This window comes from Photobacterium sp. (assembly GCF_057456235.1).
The window spans coordinates 194,098-216,509 of the sequence record NZ_JBVCPH010000002.1 but is presented as its reverse complement, the minus strand read 5'-3'; the positions used below and the strand labels follow the sequence as shown (position 1 = coordinate 216,509).

The following is a 22,412-nucleotide window of genomic DNA, read 5'->3' as shown; positions in this document are numbered from 1 at the left end:
CAATCTTAGCAGGTGAGTTATGGATTCCACCAAACGTCGTTTCCTCAGCGTCGTCACCGCGGGTGCGGCGCTGATACCCATTGCCGGTATTGGTACCGCAACGGCCGGGGTCGTTATTAGAAACAACAACGAACCCGATCGCAAAGGTCAGGTTGGCAAGCGTTACGCCATGATTATCGACCTACGTAAATGCGTAGGCTGCCAAGCGTGTACCGTCGGGTGCAGCATCGAAAACCAAGCCCCTATCGGCCAATTCCGTACCACAGTAAAGCAATATGAAGTCACACTTGAAGACGGCTCAAAAGCCACCCAAGAAGTAAAATCGCTTATGCTGCCACGTTTGTGCAACCACTGTGATAACCCGCCGTGTGTTGCGGTATGTCCGGTGCAAGCCACCTTCCAACGTGAAGACGGCATCGTCATGGTCGACAACAGCCGCTGTGTCGCTTGTGCCTACTGCGTGCAAGCGTGCCCTTACGATGCCCGCTTCATCAATAAAAATACGTTGACCGCAGACAAATGCACGTTCTGCGCGCATCGCTTAGAAGAGGGGCTATTACCTGCCTGCGTGGAAACCTGCGTCGGCGGTGCTCGCGTGATTGGTGATCTGAACGATCCATCAAGTGAGATCCGTCGTCTGATGAGCGAACATCAGGAAGACATCAAAGTACTCAAGCCGGATGAAGATACAAAACCACACGTCTTCTACATCGGCATGAACGAACGCTTTACACAACGAATTGAAGGTCAACCCGCAATTTACGATCCGCAAGGAGAAAAGGCATGAACATTACCGAAGTATTAGTTCAACCTCAGGCGATTGCCTGGCTTCCGTGGGCCGTCCAATACTTTTTTTACATCGGCTCAGCTTACGCTGCTGCAATGCTGTTTCTGATTGCGTTGCTGTTTGACAATCATACCAGTCATCGCCTTCGAGCAGCACTGGTGCTGACCCTCGCCATTGGTGCCATCGTTGGCCCATTAGCGTTAACAGGCGACCTGCACCAGCCGGGACGCGCCTGGCACTTCTACGCTCATATAACGCCTTGGTCCTGGATGTCACTTGGTTCTCTATTTCTGCCCGTTTTCTCCGGGCTGGCAGTTGTCACAGCATGGCTGTACCTGCGTAAGGATCTGATGAGCCTCAGTAATCATTCCGGCAAAATCCTGCCTTTGATTTCCAAGTTGTCGTTGGGTCAGTGGGAAACGAGCCGTAGAACCATGCTAATAGCAGCCGTGGTTACCGTTTTATCAGGCCTAACTATCGCTCTGTACACGGGCGCTGAAATTGCTGTTGTTCAATCACGCTCTCTGTGGCACCAGCCAGCGTCACCGATAATATGGTTTGTCACCGCATTCATTGGTGCGGTTGGCTTCTCATTGCTGATCTGGATGCTGTTTCCTAGCGATAAGGAAGAAAAAGCACTAACGACGGGCGATACCCGCCTCTTAAGGCAATGTACAGCGATCTGCGGGGTATTGGCGTTATTGCTCGTCCCTATCTGGGCATCGAACAATGCGGCATTTTCACTATATTCAGACACTCTGTGGGTCAACAACATCGCTTTGCTGACCGCAACATTGCTGGGCAGTGTACTGCTTTCGTTCATCATGCTACGTGACAACTATCGCATCATGGGCCTGATCATCATGTCTATTGGGGCATTGACGACCACCTGGCTGGTTCGCTGGATCACCATGATGGAAGTTCAAACCATCGCCAAATTTGATGTTGGCCCTTATCCGTACGATTTCCCGATCGGAAGCAACGGATTACTGGGCATTATTGGCATGCTGGGACTCTGGCTCGCGCTTGCACTACTGAGCTCTGAACTGATCCAGCCAGTACAAAAACCATTGTCACATACCCCCTTAACCGAACACTGATTTAAAAGGATTTCATTATGGAGAACAAACGCCGTCAGTTTTTGAAATCTGGCCTTGCCATCGGTGGACTTGGTGCCTTTGCTGCAGGCTATTCCACTACCACAAAACACATGATAGAAGGAGTGGTTGAAGGCACTGCAGGTAAGAAAACCCGTGATATTCACCACGGCAACTCACTGGAGCCAGAATACAAGGTCAATGACAAAGGCAACTTAATCCCAAACCCGAATCAACGCGTGGCACCGTCAATGTGTTTTGGTTGCTGGACGCTGTGTGGGCTAAGGGTACGCATCGATAATCGCAACGATGAAATCTTGCGAATTGGGGGAAATCCTTACCACCCCCTATCCCATCAACAGCACATTCCTTTCGAAACGCCAGTGAAAGAGGCATATCTGAGCATGGCAGGCGAATCTGGTTTAGAAGGACGCTCAACCGCCTGTGCTCGTGGCAACGGCATGTTGGAAGTTCGCAACAGTCCATATCGCATCACCCAGCCCCTTAAACGTGTTGGTCAACGAGGCGAAGGTAAATGGGAGCCGATCAGTTACGAGCAATTGATCGAAGAAGTGGTAGAAGGTGGCGACTTATTTGGTGAGGGTCATGTCGACGGCTTGCGAGATATTCGCGATCTTGAGACCCCTGTCGATCCGCAAAATCCCGAATATGGCCCGAAAGCCAACCAATTATTGATGACGAATGCGGGCAACGAAGGGCGTGATGACATCTTTAAACGTTTTGCCTTCAACAGCTATGGTACGCGCAACTTTGGTCACCATGGCTCTTATTGTGGCTACGCTTTCCGCGCAGGCAGCGGCGCATTAATGAACGATCTGGATAAGTACGCGCACTTGAAGCCAGACTTCGACAACGCGGAATACGTGATTTTTATTGGAATGTCGCCAGCCCAGGCGGGCAACCCGTTCAAACGTCAGGCTCGCCAACTCGCGAAAGCCCGTACTGAAGGCAACCTTGAATATACGATCATCACGCCGACTTTACCGGCAGGCTCTTCAAGCTTGGCGGCCGGAGACACCAACCATTGGCTGCCAATCAAGCCGGGCACCGATTCAGCGTTGGTTCTGGGCATGATTCAGTGGATCATCGACCACGAGCGCTACAACAAAACCTTCCTCGCTCAACCTGGCGTCAATGCGATGCAACGTGCAGGCACGGCGCATTGGTGTAACGCAACTCACCTAGTTATCAGTGATGAAAAACACCCTCGTAACGGCACCTTTCTGCGCGCATCGGATCTGGACATGTCATTTGAAGGTAAAGCATTATCAGACTCTGATCCCTATGTCATCGTCGATGCCCAAAGCGACGAATTCGGTTTACACACCCAAACAGATCCCGCGGCTCTGTTTATCGATCGCGACGTAACGCTAGCGTCGGGTTCTGTTCGGGTTAAATCTTCCCTGCAGCGTTTGAAGGAAGAAGCATTCAAATACGATCTAGATTTCTACAGCAAACAGTGTGAAATTCCAGTCCCTCAAATCATCGAACTGGCGAAACGTTTTACCAGTCATGGAACGAGAGCTATCGTCGATACCCATGGTGGCAACATGCACACCAATGGCTTCTACAATGCGTTCACCATTTTGATGCTCAATGCACTGATCGGAAACATCAACATGAAGGGCGGGGCCATGGCAAAAGCCGGCGGCTACCCAACCTCAGCCAATGGCCCGCGTTACGACTTCACCAAATTTGCCGGTAAAACCGCACCAAAAGGCATCTTCCTATCGCGCAGTAAATTTCCATATCACAAAACCAGCGAATACAAACGCCGCGTCGCAGCAGGAGAATCGCCATACCCAACTCGCGCTCCCTGGTATCCCATTTCGGCTCCGCTTCTGACCGAACACTTATCCGCCGCGGTTGATGGCTACCCTTATCGCGCCAAAGCATGGATCAACCACATGGCGAATCCGATCTATGGCGTACCGGGGCTGAAAACACTACTAGAAGACAAACTGAAAGACCCAAAGCAGTTAGGATTGTTGATCTCAGTCGATGCCTTCATCAACGAAACCACTGCCCTGTCAGATTACATCGTACCTGACACGGTCACTTACGAAAGTTGGGGCATGGCAACACCTTGGCATGGCGTGCCAGTGAAATCGATCACTGCGCGCTGGCCAATTGTTGAGCCCCGCACAGAAAAAACCGCTGACGGTCGCAGAATCTGTCTCGAAAACTTCCTGATTGATGTAGCAAAAAAAATGCAGCTGGGCGGTTTTGGTGACAACGCTATTCAGGGGAGTAACGGCCAATGGCACGGTATTCATTCTGCGGAAGACTTCTACCTGCGCTCAGCAGCAAACCTGGCGTATGTCAAAGGAGGCGTTCCGCCAGTAACTGCAGAAGATATTGCCTGGTCAGGCCTTGAGCGTCTACTGCCAAGCATGCAAAAAACACTGACTGCGGATGAAATGAAGCGCGTGGCATTTATTTTTGCCCGGGGCGGACGCTTTGAAAATGCAACCGAAACGTATAGAGGCGACCAGATGAAATACAAATGGAATCGTCCAATCGCGATCTGGAATGAACGTGTCGGCAGCGCAAGAAATACTATGACCGGCGAATTTTATACTGGCTGCCCAACGTGGCATCCTCAAAAACTCGCTGACGGTACACCACTTGAAACGCAGTACCCAAGCTCAGATTGGCCATTCAGCCTGACCAACTTTAAATCCAACATTCACAGTGCCGTGTCTAACCTGTCGCCACGACTGAACTCGCTCAAAGGTGTCAATCCGGTTTACATCCACCCGAGCGATGCCGAGCAAGCCGGCATCAAAACCGGTGACCCGTTTATCATCGAAACGCCTAATGCCAGCATCAAAGCGTTGGCCATGGTATTAACTGGGATTCGACCGGGAACCTTGGGCTTCGAACACGGCTTTGGCCATACCGAACTCGGTCAGCGTGCACATTGGATTGGTGACAAACAACAGCCTGCCAAAACCAACGGCTATGACGGCGTGAATATCAACGATATTGGCCTGATCGATCCAACCAGAGAAGGGAAAGGCGTCATGCTCGATTGGGTGGTTGGTGCCGCAGCACGTCAGTCTCTGCCAGCCAAAATTCGTAAAGCATAAGTCATAGCTCGGCACTTCAGCTAAAACTCTCGGCCTAAGGCGCTCTTTTCCTATCATTCGATGGAAAAAGAGCGCCTATCTTTTATCGTGTCGGTTCACAGTGTTGTTTCTGGATAAAAAACTGATACTAATGCAGTGTTTCAGACGGTTGAAGACCACTTCCCGGACGCCGATATCGTGATCCCGCCGAAAGTTAATACCTTTGCCGACGAGGCCCATCCCCCGATGAGGATGAGCAACATGGTTGCGTTATTTGCTTACCCAAACTGAAACGGACCCACCATTAACGGGGAAGTATGCCCAGCCATCGCTGTTCGTCCATACGCTTTCTGATCTGTTAGACAGATGATCTTTAAATTCGGTGCTCGCTTTACCTGCGTACATCCATTTACCACCACCTGCCGCATCGGTCATGATAACAGCCATGGACTGTGGATGTTCCAGATCGCCTTCACGCGTCCAGCCGATAATGTTCGGATCGTCCATATAGTTGTTTTGTTTACCGTAGGCATAATTTTTTCGTGCTGTGATTAACTCTTTCAGGTGCTTCACCGGTACCATATTGATGTCATGCCCTTTGTCCGTGTACTGTGCGCCATAGTAATCGGCATAAAAGACATTGGGGTAGCCTTCTTCTCTCAACAAAATGAAGGCGTAGGCCAACGGCTTGAACCACCAATCGACGGTAGATTCTAATGCCTGCAGCGGTTGCGTATCATGGTTTTCGACAATAGTAACAGCTTTAACAGGGTTATCTTTCATCAAGGTGCCGTCCATGAGTTGTCTCATATCGTAGTTACCACCGGATTTCGATGCCTGATAAAAGTTCATGTGCAACGGCGCGTCGAATAACGACATCGTACCTTGTGTTTTAGTGATGAAATTATGCAGATTATTAACGTTATAATTCCAATATTCACCCACAGTAAACAATTCTTTACCTGTTTTGTTTCGCAGATATTGGATCCATTCCTGTAGGTATTGATACTTGATGTGTTTTACTGCATCTAATCTGAAACCATCAACTCCCGTTGTATTGATATACCATTCGCCCCAATCCTTTAGCTCTTGCTTAACTTCAGGGTGATCCATATCTAAATCGGCATACATCAGGTAATCATAATTGCCTTTTTCTGAACTGACTTCCCAGTCCCACCCTTTGCCGATGCCTTTAAACTTAAATATTGCTTTTTCTTTGCCAGCATCATCCCAGTCTACGCCATCAAAGTGATACCAGGTCCAGTGAAAGCTGGAGTATTTATCGTTTCTTCCCGGGAAGGTAAAATCAACCCAGGCTTCAATCCATTTGTCGCCGATTTCTTTGTTTCTGTCGTCCCAGTCAACTTTCTTAGTATCTACCCATACTTTATTGTCCGCTCCTCCACGATGGTTGAATACAACATCACCATAGATTTGAATATTGTTTTTATGGGCTTCGCTAATAGCAGTAAGGTATTGCTCTTTTGTACCATATTTGGTTCGCACAGAATCTTTCTGATTAAACTCACCCAGATCATACATATCGTACACACCATAACCGACATCGGAATTACCGCCGGCACCTTTATAGGCGGGTGGCAGCCAAAGTGCCGTAATACCGTTTTGTGCAAGATCTGGTGCGTGATTTTGGACATCACTCCATAACGTCCCATCATTACTGTTGTACCAGTGGAAGTATTGCATCATGGTTCCGTTTTCAGATGCATTGACACTGAAAGATAGCAGCAGGGTAATAGATAAAGTCAGACCACGTTTAATTTTATAGCACGACATGTTTCATTCCTTTGTTTTAATTATTATCTCGCTTTATAAAGGATTGATGTGGCTCTTCATATATAGGCGTGGTCAATATTTGATCGACTTGTCATTCCGTGCAGTCATTAAGATCAGATTTTTGGGCTTGATGCCAATAATCCGATGGGACATTAAATAATTATAATTAACTTTAGTTTTAAGTCTTCAGATCAAGTGTAAACTCACTAACGAGTGACCACTTTACTATCGCTAATTTTCTCCAGGGCCTGCACCCTTTTCTGCTGTTTGTCATCAAACCACTGTCGTCGTAGCTCGTTTATACTGCTAACTTTCATCTCATTGTCTAACGAAGTGTTTTCTATGATTGACAGGCGTTCAGCCAAGTAATCCTTCACCTTCATATTAAAAATTACACGTTGTTGATCTAAGGCTTCCAGCCGGGCAGCAGCTTCTTGTCCTACCAACTCCTGCCTGACTAAAAAACGTTCCCGACTCTCCAAAGTGGTCGTTTGCTGTATGCTGCCTAATAGAGCCGCATTGCTAAATGCTTCTTTTATATTGGGAGACAGGTTATCAAGTTCAGCTTGCCACTGTTCGTATATTTTTTCGGGACTTCCTGCCTGCTGAGTTATTGTTAATTTTTTTATTGCCAGCTCACGTAGCATATTCTCATCGCTAAAAATTCTTTTGATTTCATCCGAAGTGAAAATTTGCTGTTGAAGTGCAAGCAATAACTGATGTAGGTCGCTTAAAGTGTTTAAATCGACATCGGTGTATTGTGGCGCAAACTCAAGTAAGGCTTGTTTGTAAGCCAGGTACTTTTCAAATAAAGCTTCATCCATCCCTTGTTCAAGCATTATATTTCTATTCAGTTCTGAATATGTTTTGAAATTTGCTTCAATACCAGGCAGATCTGACTCGCCGAGACCTGACAGCATGTACTCAAATAAATCCTTGGGGCTTTCGTTATCAACAGTTGTGTCGCCTTGAGAACGTACTTGTACTCCCGGTTTATCTATGTTGGTTAAATCCGATAACAAGACTACGCCAACAAGCAGCCCTATTACACCCACTATAGCTAACGTAGTCTTTTTCATGAATTACAGTCCTTGTAATTGAAGTCGATTAGCATGTTGGCGATACAGTGTAACCGGATCTGTTTCAAAAAGATGATGTATCCCAAGAAGGCCATTAATTTCATCAAGGTGATTCATTTTGTAATCATCACGAATCACTTTTCCAAGGTGTGAACTACAGTGCCCGACAAGGCCATCAGTAGGCTCGCTAAAAGCCAATCCCAAAATCGCCAGCGCCGGATCAATAGGATCCAACATATTGGTATAAGTTGAGCTTCCTGACCAAGAATAATAATAGACATCGTTACTAGCCAAGAATTCACCTTCACCGCATGCCGAGGTAGGTACGCCTTCCGGGTATAAAACATTAAACGCTAATGAGCCCTCAGTAGTCAGAGCCTCCAAAGAAGCTAAACCATCTTGCGGTAAATCTGAACCGCCAGATAACAAGCCGATGAGTGTGGTTAGGCCAGCCGCAAGTTTCTCGGATAAGCCTTCTACGACAGAGCCTTCTGGCACAACACCGCGTACAATATCAGCAACGGCCGAGCCTTTATTCACCCCACCAATACTAGTAACAGAAGCGACTAGTTCCGGTGAAACCGACGCTACATAACGGGCTGTCGGAGCCCCATGACTATGGCCGATAAGGTTAACTTTCTCAGCTCCGGTTACTGCAAGCACATTTTCCACTTGCTCCAGCAACTGCTCTCCTCGCAGTTCTGTACTGTTTGTTGCGGAAACTTGAGCAACATAGACTTTAGCGCCGCTTTTACTAAGCGCATATGGGATCCCGTAAAAGTAGTCGACACCTGCAAGGGTATCAAAGCCGAATAAGCCATGAACTAAAACGATAGGATATTGGGTTTCGGTGTACCCTTTAGTCTCAGCTTGTGCATAGTTAGAAAATGCCAGGGCAGTAAAAGGCAGTAAAACCAGTGTTATGAGTAGAATCAGATATTTTTTCACGTAACTTCTCCTTGTCAGTCCTCGGATGAGGTAAAGCAAGCTTAATTCCTTTTCAATTTGTCTATCTGTGATAACGTTCAAAAAGACTAATATGCAACCAGTAATGTAAGCTTACCGTTGCAAATAAATCTCTGTTTTGTGAATTCGAACTCATGATCTGTCCCGGCAGTTTCAGACACTGAATTAAGTGAGTAACATCCTTAATGAGGTGAATCATGACAAACAAGGAAAAACGCACTATCCATTCTGCTGATTTTAAAGCCGATGTATTAAAACTGGCCGAGAGAGTGAGTGTCGCTTCTGCTGGTTCAGATCGAAAATTTGGAAAGAAACATCTAGAACAGTTCGTGTTGAATATACAGAACTATATCAAAACGGCTGATGAGGAATCACTGAAGCAACTGCTACTCGCAACGGTTGATCGCAACTATATTAACTTAGCAAAAAAAATTGAATTCAATGGCTGTAATATGGCGATGATTTATACTATCGCAAACGCAAAAACGGGAACTGATTTCTCAGTTCCCGTTTTCATCATAAAGTGGCGGAGAGATAGGGATTTGAACCCTAGATACGCTATAAACGTATGCCGGTTTTCAAGACCGGTGCTTTCAACCACTCAGCCATCTCTCCAGTGCGGCGAATAATACAGACAGCTCGAAATAGTGTAAAGTTTTAATTTCCACATAAGTGACGATCGGGCAATAAACGAACAAAGTGGTCACAAGTAATGCCTACCGAAGAAGATTGTCAACCTTCCCCTCAGTTTACGGCTAACATCACATTTTGTATAAAAATTATAAAACCCCTATTAGTGTCATAATCATAAGAGTTTATTTTATCCTCGCTGTATAATTCAAAAATTAAAACCGAGCCAGAACAAATGCTCAGAGATTTATATAAAACATAGCAGTTGATATCTGCGAAAAATCAGCAATTATAAATACTCTTTATCACTTAGTTCTGTATATTGAAACCAGAACGACAGTATTCCATTTATATCTAGGGATTAATACTGACGTCAGATCGGAGGTATTACGCTTTAACTATAGTTATTACCGCCCGATCCAAATTAGCGTATCCGATTTTAATTATTAAGAAGGAGTTTATTTATGGCTAAACGAGTATCTAATAAACGTATCAGAGAAATCCTCAAAGATGCAAAATCTAAAAAGCAATCTTAATTGAGAATACGCTCAGAACAGATCCCTAACCGGTAATTTCCGAGAATGCTCTGAATCTTGATAACATCTGAAGGCTCTCCGCTACCGGCCGGCACGTGATGTGACCATGGTAAGTGTTGAGCCCCTTACCGAAGCCGTTATCCTTTCTTAATTCAGATATTCCTCCCGAGGCCAGGCGCAATACGTAATCTAAAGTGGCGCTGGTCAATGCTATTGTCGAGGTTCTCGGGTAGGCTCCCGGCATATTAGTTACACAGTAGTGAGTGACCCCCTGCTCCTGAAAAACCGGAGCAGAGTGCGACGTTGGCCGGGAGGTTTCAATGCATCCGCCCTGATCAATACTGACATCAACAATCACACTACCTGGTTGCATGGTGGCCACCATGGATTCTGATACCACGTGCTGCGCACGGCTACCCGGACACAACACGGCTCCTATCAATAGATCGGCGTCCAACAATTCTTTTGCAATCACCTCTGGCGACGACAAAACCACGCGAAGGTTTCCTGATATATCTTGCTTCAGTTCAGAGCTGCGGTCGGGGTGCCGGGTAAATATCACCACATTAGTACCCATTCCGGCGGCAACTTTCGCGGCATGACGACCGACAACACCATCGCCAAGTACAACGACCTTTCCGTAACGCTTGCCCATGACACTACCAAGCTGCATCCCTTTGCCTCCAGCAAATTTAGCCAGATAGTAGCTACCTATCGTGATTGCCATATTACCGGCAACAGCACTCATTGGTGCCAGCAAGGGAAGCTTTCCTCGGTCATTCTCAACAGTTTCGTAAGCGATAGCCGTCGTTCCGCCATTCAACAACGCCTCGGTAAGAGCTCGATCTACTCCGGCAAGGTGAAAATAGGTAAAGAGGATCTGACTTTTAAGGTAGGGATATTCACTTATCAGCGGCTCCTTGATCTTTAGTACCAGCTCACTATCCCAGGCAGTATCAACCGTAACGATCTGGCACCCAGCCGTTCGATAGGCTTCATTGGAAAAGCCAGAGCCATCACCGGCCCCCGTCTCGATTTTCACGGTATGCCCGGCTGCCACCAGTGCCTCTGCCCCGTTCGGGGTCAGGGCGACACGGTTCTCTCTGTTTTTTATCTCCTTGATAACGCCAATATCCATGCCGAAGACTCCTCAAAATTTATTATCTTTTGAGTGTAGAACGAATATTCATGAAGGCGACGGATATTCTAAGCAACCAATGGTAGAACTTAATCTGCCGAGGATAGGGCGATATCAATATAAATCGTGCGCAGCATGCTCGCTACTGGTCCTGGCTTACCATCACCAATTGGGTAATCGTCAATGCTGATAACCGGCCAGACAAAAGTGGTTGCAGAGCTGATGAATGCTTCTTTGGCCTCACAGGCCTCCTCTATGGTAAATCTGCGCTCTTCAATTTGAATACCAGCCTCCTCTGCCAATTTCAGCAGGCTTTTTCTAGTTATCCCATGAAGGACATCGTTACTAAGGTGGTGAGTCACCAACGTGCCGTCTGCGGTAACGATATAGGCATTGTTAGCGCTGCCCTCGGTGACATAGCCATCTTCCACCAGCCACGCATCGTCAGCACCAGCCGATAACGCGGCCTGTTTCGCCATACAGGGTGCGAGCAGACCCACGGTTTTAATATCTCGCCGTTTCCAGCGGATATCGGGCAATGAAATAACTTTAATGCCTTTTTCCGCTTTCGGGCTTTCCAGCAAAGAGCGAGCCTGAGTAAATAAAACTAAAGTTGGCTTAGTCTCTGCGGGATAGGCAAAATCACGGTCACCGGCATTACCACGGCTAAGCTGAAGGTAAATTCCCCCCTCTTCAAGATTATTTAATCTGACCAGCTCTTTTTGGATAGACGTCAACTTTTCAGCCGTCACCGGCAGCTCTAAATCCACCTCGTCACAGGAGCGCTTCAGGCGCGCCAGATGGCCGGCGTTATCCACTAATTTTCCATCCAGCACAGCAGTGACTTCATATACCGCGTCAGCAAACAAAAAGCCCCGGTCAAAGATAGAGATCTTCGCATCCGCTTCGCTGACATATTTACCATTCAAATAAACAATGCGTTCCATAATTTGTTCCCTCTTATTCTATTTTTCTAGTACAATTTTGTCCATTTAACGAAACTTTAACCCCATAAGCCAGATTGAAATACCTGCATTTTTTGCTGAGTGAATTCAAATCCGTTTTCCCTGTCAATATCAAGCAGCAACGGCCCATCCAAATCGACTATTTGCCCCCCTTGAGCCACCACAAAAGCCGGAGCCATGGCCAGAGAAGTGGCAAGCATACAGCCCACCATGATTTCAAAACCCGCTTGTTCGGCTTCGTGTTTAAGTGCCAGAGCTTCAGTCAGACCGCCGGTTTTATCGGTTTTGATATTGATCATTTCATAACGGCCAATCAACGCCGGAAGGCTCTGCCGATCATGGCAAGATTCATCGGCGCATAGGGGAATTGGATGCGGCAACTCAGCCAGTATGGCGTCTTCTGCGGCCGGTAAAGGTTGCTCGATCATCGTGACACCCAGCTTAACCAGTTCTGGAACCAACGCTTGATAAAGTGCCGGAGTCCAGCTCTCATTGGCGTCGAGAATAATTTTTGCCTTGGGTGCACCTCGACGCACCGCAGCCACCCGATCCAGATCGCCAGCACCGCCAAGCTTCAGTTTCAGCAAGGGGCGAGCTGCATGCTCCCGTGCAACAAGTTCCATCTTGGCTGGGGTGTCCAAAGAAAGTGTGTAAGCACTAACCAAAGGCTCCGGACTCAACCCCAGACGTTGCCAAATTGACATACCGGCAGCTTTACATTCCCAATCCCAGAAAGCACAATCCAGCGCATTGCGCGCTGCACCTGCTGGAAGCAGCTCCTGCAGGTCAATCCGATCAAGCCCAGCTTCAAGCTGAGGGATCACCTGTTCCAGCTGGGCCAATACCGTGGCCACCGATTCACCATAACGACTATAGGGTACACATTCACCTCGACCGGTTATGCCCTGCCCTTCCAGCTCGACGATAACCACGTCAACTTGGGTTCTGCTTCCCCTGGCGATTGTAAAGCTGCCTCGGATCGGCCAGCTTTGGGTATAGCGTCGGATTTTCATTTCATTTTCTCCCTTCGCTGAGTTGATCGATGATGCGATCAACCCCTTGGCGAAATGGGTCTACGACAGGAAGCCCTAATTCGGTTTCGATTTTATCCATAATGTAATTTGCTTCAGCGGCTTCAAGCTGGGAAGTATTGACCGAAACCCCAACAAAACGTACATCAGGGTTGGTCAGCCTCGCGGTTGCCAAATTGGCTTGCATACAAGCTTTTAGTTCAGGCAGGGCATAGTCGGGTAAACCCCGCATGTGGGTTCGGGTGGGTTCATGGCACAGTACCAGCGCATCGGGTTGAGCACCGTGGATCAACCCTGTCGTCACGCCAGCAAATGACGGGTGGAACAGAGAACCCTGACCTTCAATGATATCCCAATGATCCGCAACATTATCCGGAGTGATAACTTCGACCGCCCCAGCAATAAAATCCGACACCACACAGTCGACACTGACACCGCCCCCGTTGATCAAGAGCCCTGTCTGACCGGTAGCGCGAAAATCGACATTCATGCCGCACCGGCGCATCTCTCTTTCAATTGCCAGCGAGGTGTACATCTTACCGCAGGAGCAATCAGTACCCACTGTCAGCAGACGCTTGCCCGTACGCTTACGGCCATTGGCCACCGGAAAACTTTGGCTCGGATAACGAACATCGAACAGCTGACGGCCAGCACGGCTAGCGCAGTCAACCAGCTCGGGAATATCATTCAGGCGATTGTGCAGGCCTGCAGCCAGATCCATCCCCGCGTCAAGCGCTTCAAGCAAAACACCCAGCCACTGTTCAGAAATGATGCCTCCGCGGTTAGCCACTCCAACCACTAAGGTTTTCGCACCAGCATCGCTTGCCTCAGTAATATCCATATCCGATAGCCCGCAGTCTGCCTGACAGCCAGAAAGGCGATACTGACCGACACAATGTTCCGGGTGCCACTGTTTGATCCCCTGAGCAACTTTGGCGGCAAGAGGATCGGCGGCATCACCAAGAAATAGCAAGTAAGGCTTTTTAAGTTCCATGTATATCTCTCCTGAAACATAACTAAATGTTTGTCTCCATCGTTTCAATTCGAACAATAGAAACCGGTTATTCCCTCAAACACTTACCAGCAAGAACCGTGACACTTTTGTCCATGGGGCAATATTTATTTCCAAAAACCGTCCTAATCACACCATGACCTAATCAGAATGGCTGAAAATTTTCAGGTGGTCATACTGAGCTTTACTCTTCTATATAACACCACACTATAAAGAGCTTTATTCTTTATGAGCGACAATAGTTAGAATATGTATCTAATATGATTATTGTGAATTTTCATACTGGAAAAATCGATTTCTTAGCTTGATATTTTTTGGATGACGGATATAAATTTGAAGGCAGAAACGCCATCATTGCCGTTATTGTTCGGATTTAATGTACCCTTCAATAATTCTCTCTCGACAGCATAAATTAAGTTAATTATCTGGCTTTATTGAAATACACCTGGTCTTTTAACTATCACTTCTCACTCAATTAATGCACTAAACTGATGCAAATGTATTTTTATAGTGCACCATATAACATTATGCAAAGAGGAACTGCCTGATAATACCGAGGCCAGAATGTCACCAAGCCCAGACGACAATCAGTATTACACTGGCAGTGCAGCCGCGAGCAAATCACTACTATTGGCGGCTTATGGCGTGCAGAACAACTTTTATCACTATTTAAGATCCAACTGAGGTTGATATCAAAAATATTCAAACATATTCAATTGAAACACCTCTTCAATTTCCCCCATATCCCGTACTTTATTTTTGATTCTATTTGTTTTGGCCTGTTTATTGCCTTTTACTACAAGTACTTCATCGTGATTTTGCAACCACATAAGCAACAACAGGGAGTAAGTATGGTAACTGCTGAAGCCGTGATCAATCTGCAAGCCTTGCACCACAACTACCAGAGGCTAAAAAGGTATTGCCCGAACAGTAAGCTGATCGCGGTTCTCAAAGGGGATGGCTATGGCCATGGCGCCAGCCAGATTGCGAAAGCCTTACCGGCAGCAGACATGTTTGCCGTCTCTCGCCTAGAAGAAGCGTTATCACTCAGAGCTGACGGGATCCAACAACCAATCTTGTTGCTAGAAGGCTGCTTTTGCTCAGAGGACTTAATCATTGCCGCCGAGCAAAATTTACAAACCGTTGTTCATCACCCAGAGCAGCTCGCCGCGCTGGAGTCAATGCAACTAACAAGACCAATCAAAACCTGGTTAAAAGTCGATACCGGGATGCACCGCCTTGGCGTACATCCCGATGAACTTTCAGGCTACGTGGCGCGATTACAGGCTTGCGATAATCTTGACGGTGAGCCGGGGTTTATCACCCACTTCAGCTGCGCCGATGAGCCGGATTCAACAACCACCCTTGATCAACTACACCGTTTTGAAAAGTTGACCCGGGCATTTCCCGGAGAGAAAACCCTCGCCAACTCTGCCGGGGTTTTATTCTGGCCCAATTCCCACTTCGATCAGGTTCGTTCAGGGATCGCGTTATACGGTATCTCACCAAAGCGTAATGGATCTGGTGCTAAGCAAGGTTTGCGCCCAGTGATGACGTTACGATCCCGGCTGATCGCAGTCCGTTCTCATCAACTCGGCGAACCCGTTGGCTATGGCGAAATCTGGACTTCACCACGTAATACAAAAATTGGCGTGGTGGCCATGGGATATGGTGATGGCTACCCGGGGTCAGCGCCCGAAGGTACCCCCGTATGGGTTAATGGCCGTATCGTGCCCATTGTCGGTCGAGTTTCTATGGATATGCTTACGGTCGATCTTGGCCCGAATGCCGATGATAAAGCCGGCGATTCGGTGATCTTCTGGGGTACCTCAGAGCTGCCCATTGAAAAAGTCGCCACGCATATTGGCACCATTGCCTATGAGCTGGTGATCAAACTGACAGGCAGGGTTTTCAAACACTATCAATACTAATCAATTCAATGACTCATATAAGAAAAAGGGGAAATTATGCTTATATTTTCTGATGCAGAAACAGCACCTGCCACTGGTTTATTTGAGCACCTTGTCAATGTAGAAGACAGGATACAGAGACAACAGGATTGGCTGAAACGTTACTCACAGCCCTTAGTGACATTCACGATTAATATTCCGGGGCCAGCAAAAAACACTTCTCAGTCAAAGACGATATTCGAGCAAGGGATTGAAGCACTTACTCTCGCTTGCGCCGATCGTGGTTGGTCAATCACGACAAGGCAAATACTGCATAAAATGACCGGCCCAGAAGCCATTTTTATTATAGATGCGCCTTCAGGCACCCTTTTAAAAGCCGCAATGATAAAAATTGAGCATGGACATCAGCTCGGTCGGCTCATGAACCTGGATGTCTTAGATACCGATGGGCAAACCATTTCACGTTCCGGCTATCAGATGCCGAAAAGAAAATGCCTTATTTGCGGTAAAGAAAAAACGATTTTCGATCGTTTTCACCATCATGATCTCGATGAACACCTCAAAAAAATCAGAGCGATGGTAGAGCGTGTTTAAGCTTACAGCTTCGTATTATTGTGAATCTCCGGGAAAGGAAAGATGACCCTATCGCGAAAATGGCCAACGCGATCAGAAAGAAGGGCAATTTACAAACTATCCTGGGATCAGCGGTTGATGAAACCTCTTGTTCACAAGCTGTGATCAAGAGGCTGTCTTCTGGCGGCCCTTTGGGGCATTCTATACCGTTACTGATGTTGATAAGATACTATTATCGTCACCGTAGTTATTTTTGATATAGCCATCGGCTTTTGGATCATTTTCCCACAGGCTTTCATTTATAATATAACGAAATTGATAGCTCTGATTTTTCGGCAGCCTAACTTTAACGTTATAGGTTTTTGTTTTTTTATTTAGCTTCATCGGTGTTGCTTGCCACTGATTAAAATCAGCAGCAAGAGCAATATTGTTAATATCCCCCTTAGGCCATTCAAATGTCACTTCTACTTCATCTTTAGTTTTGAAAAATCGTTTTTTGATCACTTTAAATTCCTTCTTAAATTTTCTTAAACCATAAAATAATAACCAAGTAAAATTAATACATCAACCGTTCTTTAAGTCACATATATGAACGCCCATTTTAAGTTCAACCTAACGTTAGAAGTGTCGCTATTTCACCCTCTTTTAATATTACTCACTATTTTGAGCTTTCATTGCTATAGGTTGGTGCATCAGATATTTACGATTGAAACTAAAATGGTGCAGGTGTGCACTGTTATGGTCGTGCGGCAAACCTCAATAAAATAATGACATTCCTTATATTTCATTAAATTTAAATTTTATAGTTAATCACTCCTAACACCCGGACATTATCGGAATAAAACTCTAAACACTGCACTATTCATGATTCTGGTATTTTCATGGCATAACGATTGCAAAATAAGAAACAGGAAACAGGAAACAAAAACCACCTATTTATGAATAACAAAACACAAACAATAAAATCAGTGGAGCCCGTAATTCATATATGAAAAACCGCTTAAACATAAACACTACCTTGTTCAAAAAAAGACAGGATGTCACCATGAAAAAAACAGTAAAATTATTTTCTGCATCTTTGATTACATCATCATTATTAATGGCTGGAGTCGTCTCTACAGCATATGCTGGTACTCCAAGTGATTCGGCAACATTGGCCAAGATTCAATCAGCCGGTATCTTAAAATGTGGCGTCAGTACCGGCTTACCGGGCTTCTCTAGCACCGATGCTAAAGGTAAGTGGGAAGGCATTGATGTGGAATTTTGCCGAGCCGTCGCTTCTGCCGTGTTGGAAGATGCTACTAAGGTACAGTTTATTCCACTGACGGCAAAAGAACGTTTTACGGCTCTTCAGTCCGGTGAAATCGATGTACTGTCACGCAATACCACTTGGACACTGCAGCGTGACAGCGCCTTGGGTATCAACTTTGTCGGCGTGAACTACTACGATGGTCAGGGCTTCATGGTTGATAAAGATCTGGGGGTAACCTCGGCCAAAGAACTTGATGGCGCGTCTGTGTGTATTCAGTCGGGTACGACCACCGAATTAAATCTGGCAGATTACTTCCGGGCTAACGCCATGAGCTTCAAGCCTGTGGTATTTGATACGTCAGATCAGACCGTTAAAGGCTTTGAAGCGGGTCGTTGTGACGTACTGACTTCTGACCAATCACAGCTTTACTCTCTGCGTATAAAGCTCGCTGATCCGACATCAGCAGTTGTTCTGCCTGAAGTGATCTCAAAAGAGCCGCTGGGTCCCGTGGTTCGACAAGGTGATGACAAATGGTTCAACATCGTGAAGTGGACACTGAGCCTGATGGTGAATGCGGAAGAATATGGTGTGTCTACGCAGAATATTGAAACTATGATGAAATCAGACGATCCCAATGTCCGCCGCCTGCTTGGGTTGGATGGTCCTAAAGGTACGGGTCTTGGCTTGAGCGATGATTGGTCTTATCAAGTCATTAAACAAGTGGGTAACTACGGCGAAAGTTTTGAACGTACGGTTGGCACCGGTTCACCGTTGAAAATTGCTCGTGGCTTGAATGCGCTATGGGTTGATGGCGGCATTATGTACGCTCCCCCGGTCCGCTAGCCACGTAAATTTAAGATGAAGTATGCGGTGAGGCTTTGGCCTCACCCGCTGGTTAGTCCGCTTCCGAAAGGTATGGGTTAGCACCCCATAGTATCAATAGGGTAGTTGTATGACACTGAGTGAAGCAGAATTTTATACTGTCAGTAATAAAGACAAAGCTCAAAACGAATTATTAAAAATTAACGATCAAGCCTCCGTTAAAAATAAAACACAGGAGTGCGGGATTCACGCAGAAAATAGCAAACCATCATTTAACCTTCGCTCGCTAATATATCATCCCGGCGTGCGATCAATATTCTTTCAGGCTTTACTTATTCTGAGTGTCGGGCTGTTTTTATACACGGTTGTTAATAACGCGTTGGATAATCTCGAGCAAAGGGGAATTGCTACCGGTTTTGAGTTCCTGAACCAAACCGCCGGCTTTGGGATAGGAATGTCACTGATTGAATATAACGAAAGCTATACCTACGGCCGTACCTTTTTGGTGGGACTGTTAAATACCGTACTGGTTGCGGTGTTGGGTATTACTTTTGCCACAATACTTGGCTTTGCCGTTGGTATCGCCCGGTTGTCGAAGAACTGGCTATTGAGCCGCCTGGCTAACGTCTACATCGAGATATTTCGTAATATCCCGCTGCTGTTGCAAATTTTATTCTGGTATTTCGTTGTCTTGCAGGCGCTTCCATCACCAAGACAGAGCCTGGCACTCGGTGATATGATTTTCCTCAATGTCAGAGGGTTATTTCTGCCCGCCCCTGTGTTTGAGACCGGCTATCAAGTGGTCATTGCCGCACTGGTCATGAGTCTAAGCATTGTTGTGGCAATTCAGCTTTGGGCTCGTCGTAAGCAGCAACAAAGCGGCGTCCAGATCCATACCTGGCGTTATTCTCTGGGTGTGCTGGTAGCGATACCAAGCATCACATACCTGCTGGCAGGGCACCCCATCAGCCTGGAGTTTCCAGAACTCAAAGGGTTCAACTTTCGTGGCGGTATTGGCGTAATGCCAGAATTGTTTGCCCTGTTAATTGCACTGTGTATCTATACCGCCTCGTTTATCGCTGAAATTGTTCGGTCCGGTATTCGTTCGGTCAATCACGGACAAACAGAGGCTGCCGGGTCTTTGGGGCTGAAAACAAGCCATACCTTGCGTCTGATCGTCATTCCTCAGGCAATGCGGGTAATTGTTCCTCCGTTAACCAGCCAATACCTCAACCTCGTGAAGAATTCTTCACTGGCGATGGCCATTGGCTACCCCGATCTGGTGTCGGTATTTGCCGGGACCACGTTAAACCAAACCGGACAGGCCATCGAGATTATCGCCATGACCATGGCGGTGTACCTGACGATCAGTTTACTGACATCGCTCTTAATGAATATATATAACCGCAAGATTGCGTTGGTGGAGAGGTAACCCGCTATGAGAAAATTTCATTTTGCACCATCGGATGCACCTCCGTCGCAAATCACAGGCAGCTCAGCCTGGCTGCGCAAGAATCTATTTTCCAGCGCGTTGAATACCGTGGTAAGTGCCGCATTACTCGGAATGATCATTATTGGAGCCAGTCGCATTCTGCAATGGACAGTCCTCAATGCTGACTGGGTCGGTGTCACCCGTGAGGACTGCTCCCGCGAAGGCGCCTGCTGGGTATTTGTTCAGGCGCGTTTTGGACAGTTTATGTTTGGCTTTTACCCCGAGGCAGAGGTCTGGCGTCCGGTACTGTTCTTTGCTCTGCTAGCCGGACTCATGACATGGCTACTCGTAGAACGCCTCCCCCACAAAAAGTGGGCACTGGGGTTCACCGTGCTGCCGTTTCCAGTGATCTCAACATTATTGCTGCATGGTGGCGTATTTGGTTTACCGGTTGTCAGTACCCACATGTGGGGCGGCTTGCTGGTCACCCTAATTATAGCCTTAACCGGCATTCTGGCTTCACTGCCTTTTGGGATCGTTCTGGCACTCGGCCGGCGCTCTGAGATGCCTGTGTTACGTAGTATGAGCACCATTTATATCGAGTTCTGGCGTGGTATCCCATTGATCACGGTACTGTTCATGGCATCAGTAATGTTACCACTGTTTCTCTCTGGCGGTACCGAGATCGATAAATTACTACGGGCCCTGATCGGCGTGGTGCTGTTTAACTCCGCTTACATGGCAGAAGCGATCCGTGGCGGTCTGCAATCTGTCCCTAAAGGCCAGTATGAAGCAGCAGAGGCATTGGGCCTGAGCTACTGGAAAAAAACGCGGTTGGTGATCTTGCCACAGGCATTGAAAATCAGTATTCCATCGATTGTGAATACTTTCATCGCCTTGCTGAAAGACACCAGCCTGGTACTGATCATCGGTATGTTCGATGTCTTGGGTATTGCCCAGTCGGCAAACAGCGATCCGGCATGGCTTGGGTTTTCGACAGAGAGTTACCTGTTTGCTGCATTGGTCTTTTGGGTAATGTGTTTTGGGATGTCTCGATACAGCCTCCATCTGGAAAATAAACTCCACACCGGCCATCGATAATTTACAAGGAAGTTAACATGTTAAAGAAGAGTGTTTATCAGAGTGTCGCGCCGGATTCAGTGATCCGCCTGCAGAAGGTCAATAAATGGTACGGTGACTTTCATGTCTTAAAAGACATTAATCTGGATGTTAAGAAAGGGGAAAAAATTGTGATCTGCGGACCATCTGGTTCGGGAAAATCAACCATGATACGTTGTATCAATCACCTTGAAGAACATCAGCTCGGCCAGATCAAAGTGGCAGGAACGGAACTGACGGATGATCTGAAAAATATCGAACTGGTACGCCGTGAGGTGGGGATGTGCTTTCAGCATTTTAACCTCTTTCCTCACCTGACGGTATTAGAGAACTGCACCCTCGCGCCAATTTGGGTGAAAAAGATGGCGCAAAAAGAAGCGGAAGAACTCGCCATGGAATACCTGACACGGGTGCGTATCGCCGAACAGGCGCACAAATATCCCGGCCAACTCTCTGGCGGCCAGCAGCAGCGTGTCGCCATTGCGCGTTCGTTGTGCATGCAGCCCCAGGTCATGTTGTTTGATGAACCAACGTCAGCCCTCGACCCGGAAATGGTCCGCGAAGTATTGGATGTTATGGGTGAACTGGCATCAGACGGCATGACCATGTTATGTGTCACCCATGAAATGGGGTTTGCCCGCGAAGTCGCCGATCGGGTCATCTTCATGGATGCCGGCGAGATTATCGAGCAAAACACACCGGAAGAATTTTTTAGTCACCCCCAATTTGATCGCACCCAGAACTTTTTACAGCAGATCATTCATTAAGTTGTTCTTGCACGCAACTTCCTTTTGGCGCCCTTCCAGGCGCCTTTTTTATTTTTCACATCAGCAGCAACCTGCAGAGCTATATACAAACAACTATTATCGCCGATACAAATATTACCCCCTGATTTACGTCCATAAAGAATGCCTAACGGGTATCGACAACAAGGTATAAATTGGCGTCGATTTACCAATATCTACCACCTTTACCGTACATTGCACATTGTTAAATTCCGTCACCACACATCGTCCCCCCGCAAGAAGCGAAACGAACTTATACGGTTTCTAAGAAGCACAAGGTCAAAACTGGATCCCGGATATATGCCAATCTATTCCAGGATGACATGTTTATATTTTTCGCTGATGTAAAAAAACGCCGATAAATTAAAGAAGCTAGCAGTATCCCTTAAAGG

At 46.9% G+C, this 22,412-nt stretch carries 17 protein-coding genes and 1 tRNA gene; 9 read left to right on the top strand and 9 right to left on the bottom strand.

Features of this window, described 5'->3' with window-relative positions; all coding sequences use genetic code 11:
* The first annotated feature begins 19 nt into the window (after nucleotides 1-19).
* The 3 genes from dsrO to AC2204_RS03610 are packed head-to-tail and all read left to right on the top strand — an operon-like array spanning nucleotide 20 to nucleotide 4,997.
* Nucleotides 20-787, top strand: a complete 768-nt coding sequence (gene dsrO / locus AC2204_RS03620; protein ID WP_318924124.1) for a sulfate reduction electron transfer complex DsrMKJOP subunit DsrO — start codon at nucleotides 20-22, stop codon at nucleotides 785-787.
* Nucleotides 784-1,887: an NrfD/PsrC family molybdoenzyme membrane anchor subunit gene (gene nrfD, locus AC2204_RS03615; RefSeq protein WP_318924123.1), complete on the top strand. Its 1,104-nt coding sequence runs from the start codon at nucleotides 784-786 to the stop codon at nucleotides 1,885-1,887. The genes dsrO and nrfD overlap by 4 nt, the downstream gene beginning before the upstream one ends.
* 17 nt (nucleotides 1,888-1,904) lie before the next feature.
* Nucleotides 1,905-4,997 (top strand): tetrathionate reductase subunit A, encoded by a 3,093-nt coding sequence (locus tag AC2204_RS03610; protein ID WP_318924122.1) that lies wholly within the window; start codon nucleotides 1,905-1,907, stop codon nucleotides 4,995-4,997.
* Nucleotides 4,998-5,246: 249 nt separating this feature from the next.
* Here the strand turns inward: AC2204_RS03610 and amyS are convergent, their stop codons facing one another.
* The 8 genes from amyS to dgcN form a co-directional block, all read right to left on the bottom strand.
* Nucleotides 5,247-6,770, bottom strand: a complete 1,524-nt coding sequence (gene amyS / locus AC2204_RS03605; protein WP_318924121.1) for an alpha-amylase — start codon at nucleotides 6,768-6,770, stop codon at nucleotides 5,247-5,249.
* 206 nt (nucleotides 6,771-6,976) lie between these two features.
* Nucleotides 6,977-7,849: a lipase secretion chaperone gene (locus AC2204_RS03600; RefSeq protein ID WP_318924120.1), complete on the bottom strand. Its 873-nt coding sequence runs from the start codon at nucleotides 7,847-7,849 to the stop codon at nucleotides 6,977-6,979.
* A 3-nt stretch (nucleotides 7,850-7,852) separates the two neighbouring features.
* On the bottom strand, nucleotides 7,853-8,797 hold the full coding sequence (locus AC2204_RS03595) for a lipase family alpha/beta hydrolase (RefSeq protein WP_413466664.1): 945 nt from the start codon (nucleotides 8,795-8,797) through the stop codon (nucleotides 7,853-7,855).
* 542 nt (nucleotides 8,798-9,339) lie between these two features.
* A tRNA-Ser gene (locus AC2204_RS03590) sits at nucleotides 9,340-9,430 on the bottom strand.
* 576 nt (nucleotides 9,431-10,006) lie between these two features.
* Entirely contained in the window at nucleotides 10,007-11,119 is a 1,113-nt protein-coding gene (gene ald / locus AC2204_RS03585) for an alanine dehydrogenase (RefSeq protein WP_318924119.1), read from the bottom strand.
* An 89-nt stretch (nucleotides 11,120-11,208) separates the two neighbouring features.
* The gene (locus AC2204_RS03580) at nucleotides 11,209-12,066 is read right to left on the bottom strand and encodes a D-amino-acid transaminase (protein ID WP_318924118.1); all 858 of its coding nucleotides are present in this window, start codon (nucleotides 12,064-12,066) and stop codon (nucleotides 11,209-11,211) included.
* A 56-nt stretch (nucleotides 12,067-12,122) separates the two neighbouring features.
* Nucleotides 12,123-13,097 (bottom strand): N-acetyl-D-Glu racemase DgcA, encoded by a 975-nt coding sequence (dgcA, locus tag AC2204_RS03575; RefSeq protein ID WP_318924117.1) that lies wholly within the window; start codon nucleotides 13,095-13,097, stop codon nucleotides 12,123-12,125.
* Nucleotide 13,098: 1 nt separating this feature from the next.
* Complete coding sequence (gene dgcN, locus AC2204_RS03570) at nucleotides 13,099-14,109, bottom strand: N-acetyltransferase DgcN (protein ID WP_318924116.1); 1,011 nt, start codon at nucleotides 14,107-14,109, stop codon at nucleotides 13,099-13,101.
* An 869-nt stretch (nucleotides 14,110-14,978) separates the two neighbouring features.
* Between dgcN and alr the strand changes: the two genes are divergently transcribed.
* Together alr and citX are read left to right on the top strand one after the other, a co-directional pair.
* Nucleotides 14,979-16,058: an alanine racemase gene (alr, locus tag AC2204_RS03565; protein ID WP_318924115.1), complete on the top strand. Its 1,080-nt coding sequence runs from the start codon at nucleotides 14,979-14,981 to the stop codon at nucleotides 16,056-16,058.
* Between the two features lie 36 nt (nucleotides 16,059-16,094).
* Entirely contained in the window at nucleotides 16,095-16,631 is a 537-nt protein-coding gene (gene citX / locus AC2204_RS03560; protein WP_318924114.1) for a citrate lyase holo-[acyl-carrier protein] synthase, read from the top strand.
* A gap of 180 nt (nucleotides 16,632-16,811) precedes the next feature.
* Here the strand turns inward: citX and AC2204_RS03555 are convergent, their stop codons facing one another.
* On the bottom strand, nucleotides 16,812-17,114 hold the full coding sequence (locus AC2204_RS03555; RefSeq protein ID WP_318924113.1) for an isoamylase early set domain-containing protein: 303 nt from the start codon (nucleotides 17,112-17,114) through the stop codon (nucleotides 16,812-16,814).
* Between the two features lie 541 nt (nucleotides 17,115-17,655).
* Here AC2204_RS03555 and AC2204_RS03550 point away from each other — a divergent pair.
* The 4 genes from AC2204_RS03550 to AC2204_RS03535 all read left to right on the top strand — a co-directional run bounded on the left by AC2204_RS03550 (nucleotide 17,656) and on the right by AC2204_RS03535 (nucleotide 22,002).
* Nucleotides 17,656-18,705 carry an amino acid ABC transporter substrate-binding protein gene (locus AC2204_RS03550; RefSeq protein WP_318924112.1) on the top strand — a complete coding sequence of 350 codons (1,050 nt, stop codon included), beginning with the start codon at nucleotides 17,656-17,658 and terminating at the stop codon, nucleotides 18,703-18,705.
* A 109-nt stretch (nucleotides 18,706-18,814) separates the two neighbouring features.
* Entirely contained in the window at nucleotides 18,815-20,116 is a 1,302-nt protein-coding gene (locus tag AC2204_RS03545) for an amino acid ABC transporter permease (RefSeq protein WP_318924111.1), read from the top strand.
* Nucleotides 20,117-20,122: 6 nt separating this feature from the next.
* Nucleotides 20,123-21,217, top strand: coding sequence for an amino acid ABC transporter permease (locus tag AC2204_RS03540; RefSeq protein ID WP_318924110.1), 1,095 nt, complete (start codon nucleotides 20,123-20,125; stop codon nucleotides 21,215-21,217).
* 17 nt (nucleotides 21,218-21,234) lie between these two features.
* Nucleotides 21,235-22,002, top strand: a complete 768-nt coding sequence (locus tag AC2204_RS03535) for an amino acid ABC transporter ATP-binding protein (protein WP_318924109.1) — start codon at nucleotides 21,235-21,237, stop codon at nucleotides 22,000-22,002.
* The last annotated feature ends 410 nt before the right edge of the window (nucleotides 22,003-22,412 follow it).

What these genes read in the sequence shown, in the direction of transcription:
- dsrO (WP_318924124.1), top strand. Translation starts at nt 20, where the DNA reads ATGGATTCCACCAAACGTCGTTTCCTCAGCGTCGTCACCGCGGGTGCG.
- nrfD (WP_318924123.1), top strand. Translation starts at nt 784, where the DNA reads ATGAACATTACCGAAGTATTAGTTCAACCTCAGGCGATTGCCTGGCTT.
- AC2204_RS03610 (WP_318924122.1), top strand. Translation starts at nt 1,905, where the DNA reads ATGGAGAACAAACGCCGTCAGTTTTTGAAATCTGGCCTTGCCATCGGT.
- amyS (WP_318924121.1), bottom strand. Translation starts at nt 6,770, where the DNA reads ATGTCGTGCTATAAAATTAAACGTGGTCTGACTTTATCTATTACCCTG.
- AC2204_RS03600 (WP_318924120.1), bottom strand. Translation starts at nt 7,849, where the DNA reads ATGAAAAAGACTACGTTAGCTATAGTGGGTGTAATAGGGCTGCTTGTT.
- ald (WP_318924119.1), bottom strand. Translation starts at nt 11,119, where the DNA reads ATGGATATTGGCGTTATCAAGGAGATAAAAAACAGAGAGAACCGTGTC.
- AC2204_RS03580 (WP_318924118.1), bottom strand. Translation starts at nt 12,066, where the DNA reads ATGGAACGCATTGTTTATTTGAATGGTAAATATGTCAGCGAAGCGGAT.
- dgcA (WP_318924117.1), bottom strand. Translation starts at nt 13,097, where the DNA reads ATGAAAATCCGACGCTATACCCAAAGCTGGCCGATCCGAGGCAGCTTT.
- dgcN (WP_318924116.1), bottom strand. Translation starts at nt 14,109, where the DNA reads ATGGAACTTAAAAAGCCTTACTTGCTATTTCTTGGTGATGCCGCCGAT.
- alr (WP_318924115.1), top strand. Translation starts at nt 14,979, where the DNA reads ATGGTAACTGCTGAAGCCGTGATCAATCTGCAAGCCTTGCACCACAAC.
- citX (WP_318924114.1), top strand. Translation starts at nt 16,095, where the DNA reads ATGCTTATATTTTCTGATGCAGAAACAGCACCTGCCACTGGTTTATTT.
- AC2204_RS03550 (WP_318924112.1), top strand. Translation starts at nt 17,656, where the DNA reads ATGAAAAAAACAGTAAAATTATTTTCTGCATCTTTGATTACATCATCA.
- AC2204_RS03545 (WP_318924111.1), top strand. Translation starts at nt 18,815, where the DNA reads ATGACACTGAGTGAAGCAGAATTTTATACTGTCAGTAATAAAGACAAA.
- AC2204_RS03540 (WP_318924110.1), top strand. Translation starts at nt 20,123, where the DNA reads ATGAGAAAATTTCATTTTGCACCATCGGATGCACCTCCGTCGCAAATC.
- AC2204_RS03535 (WP_318924109.1), top strand. Translation starts at nt 21,235, where the DNA reads ATGTTAAAGAAGAGTGTTTATCAGAGTGTCGCGCCGGATTCAGTGATC.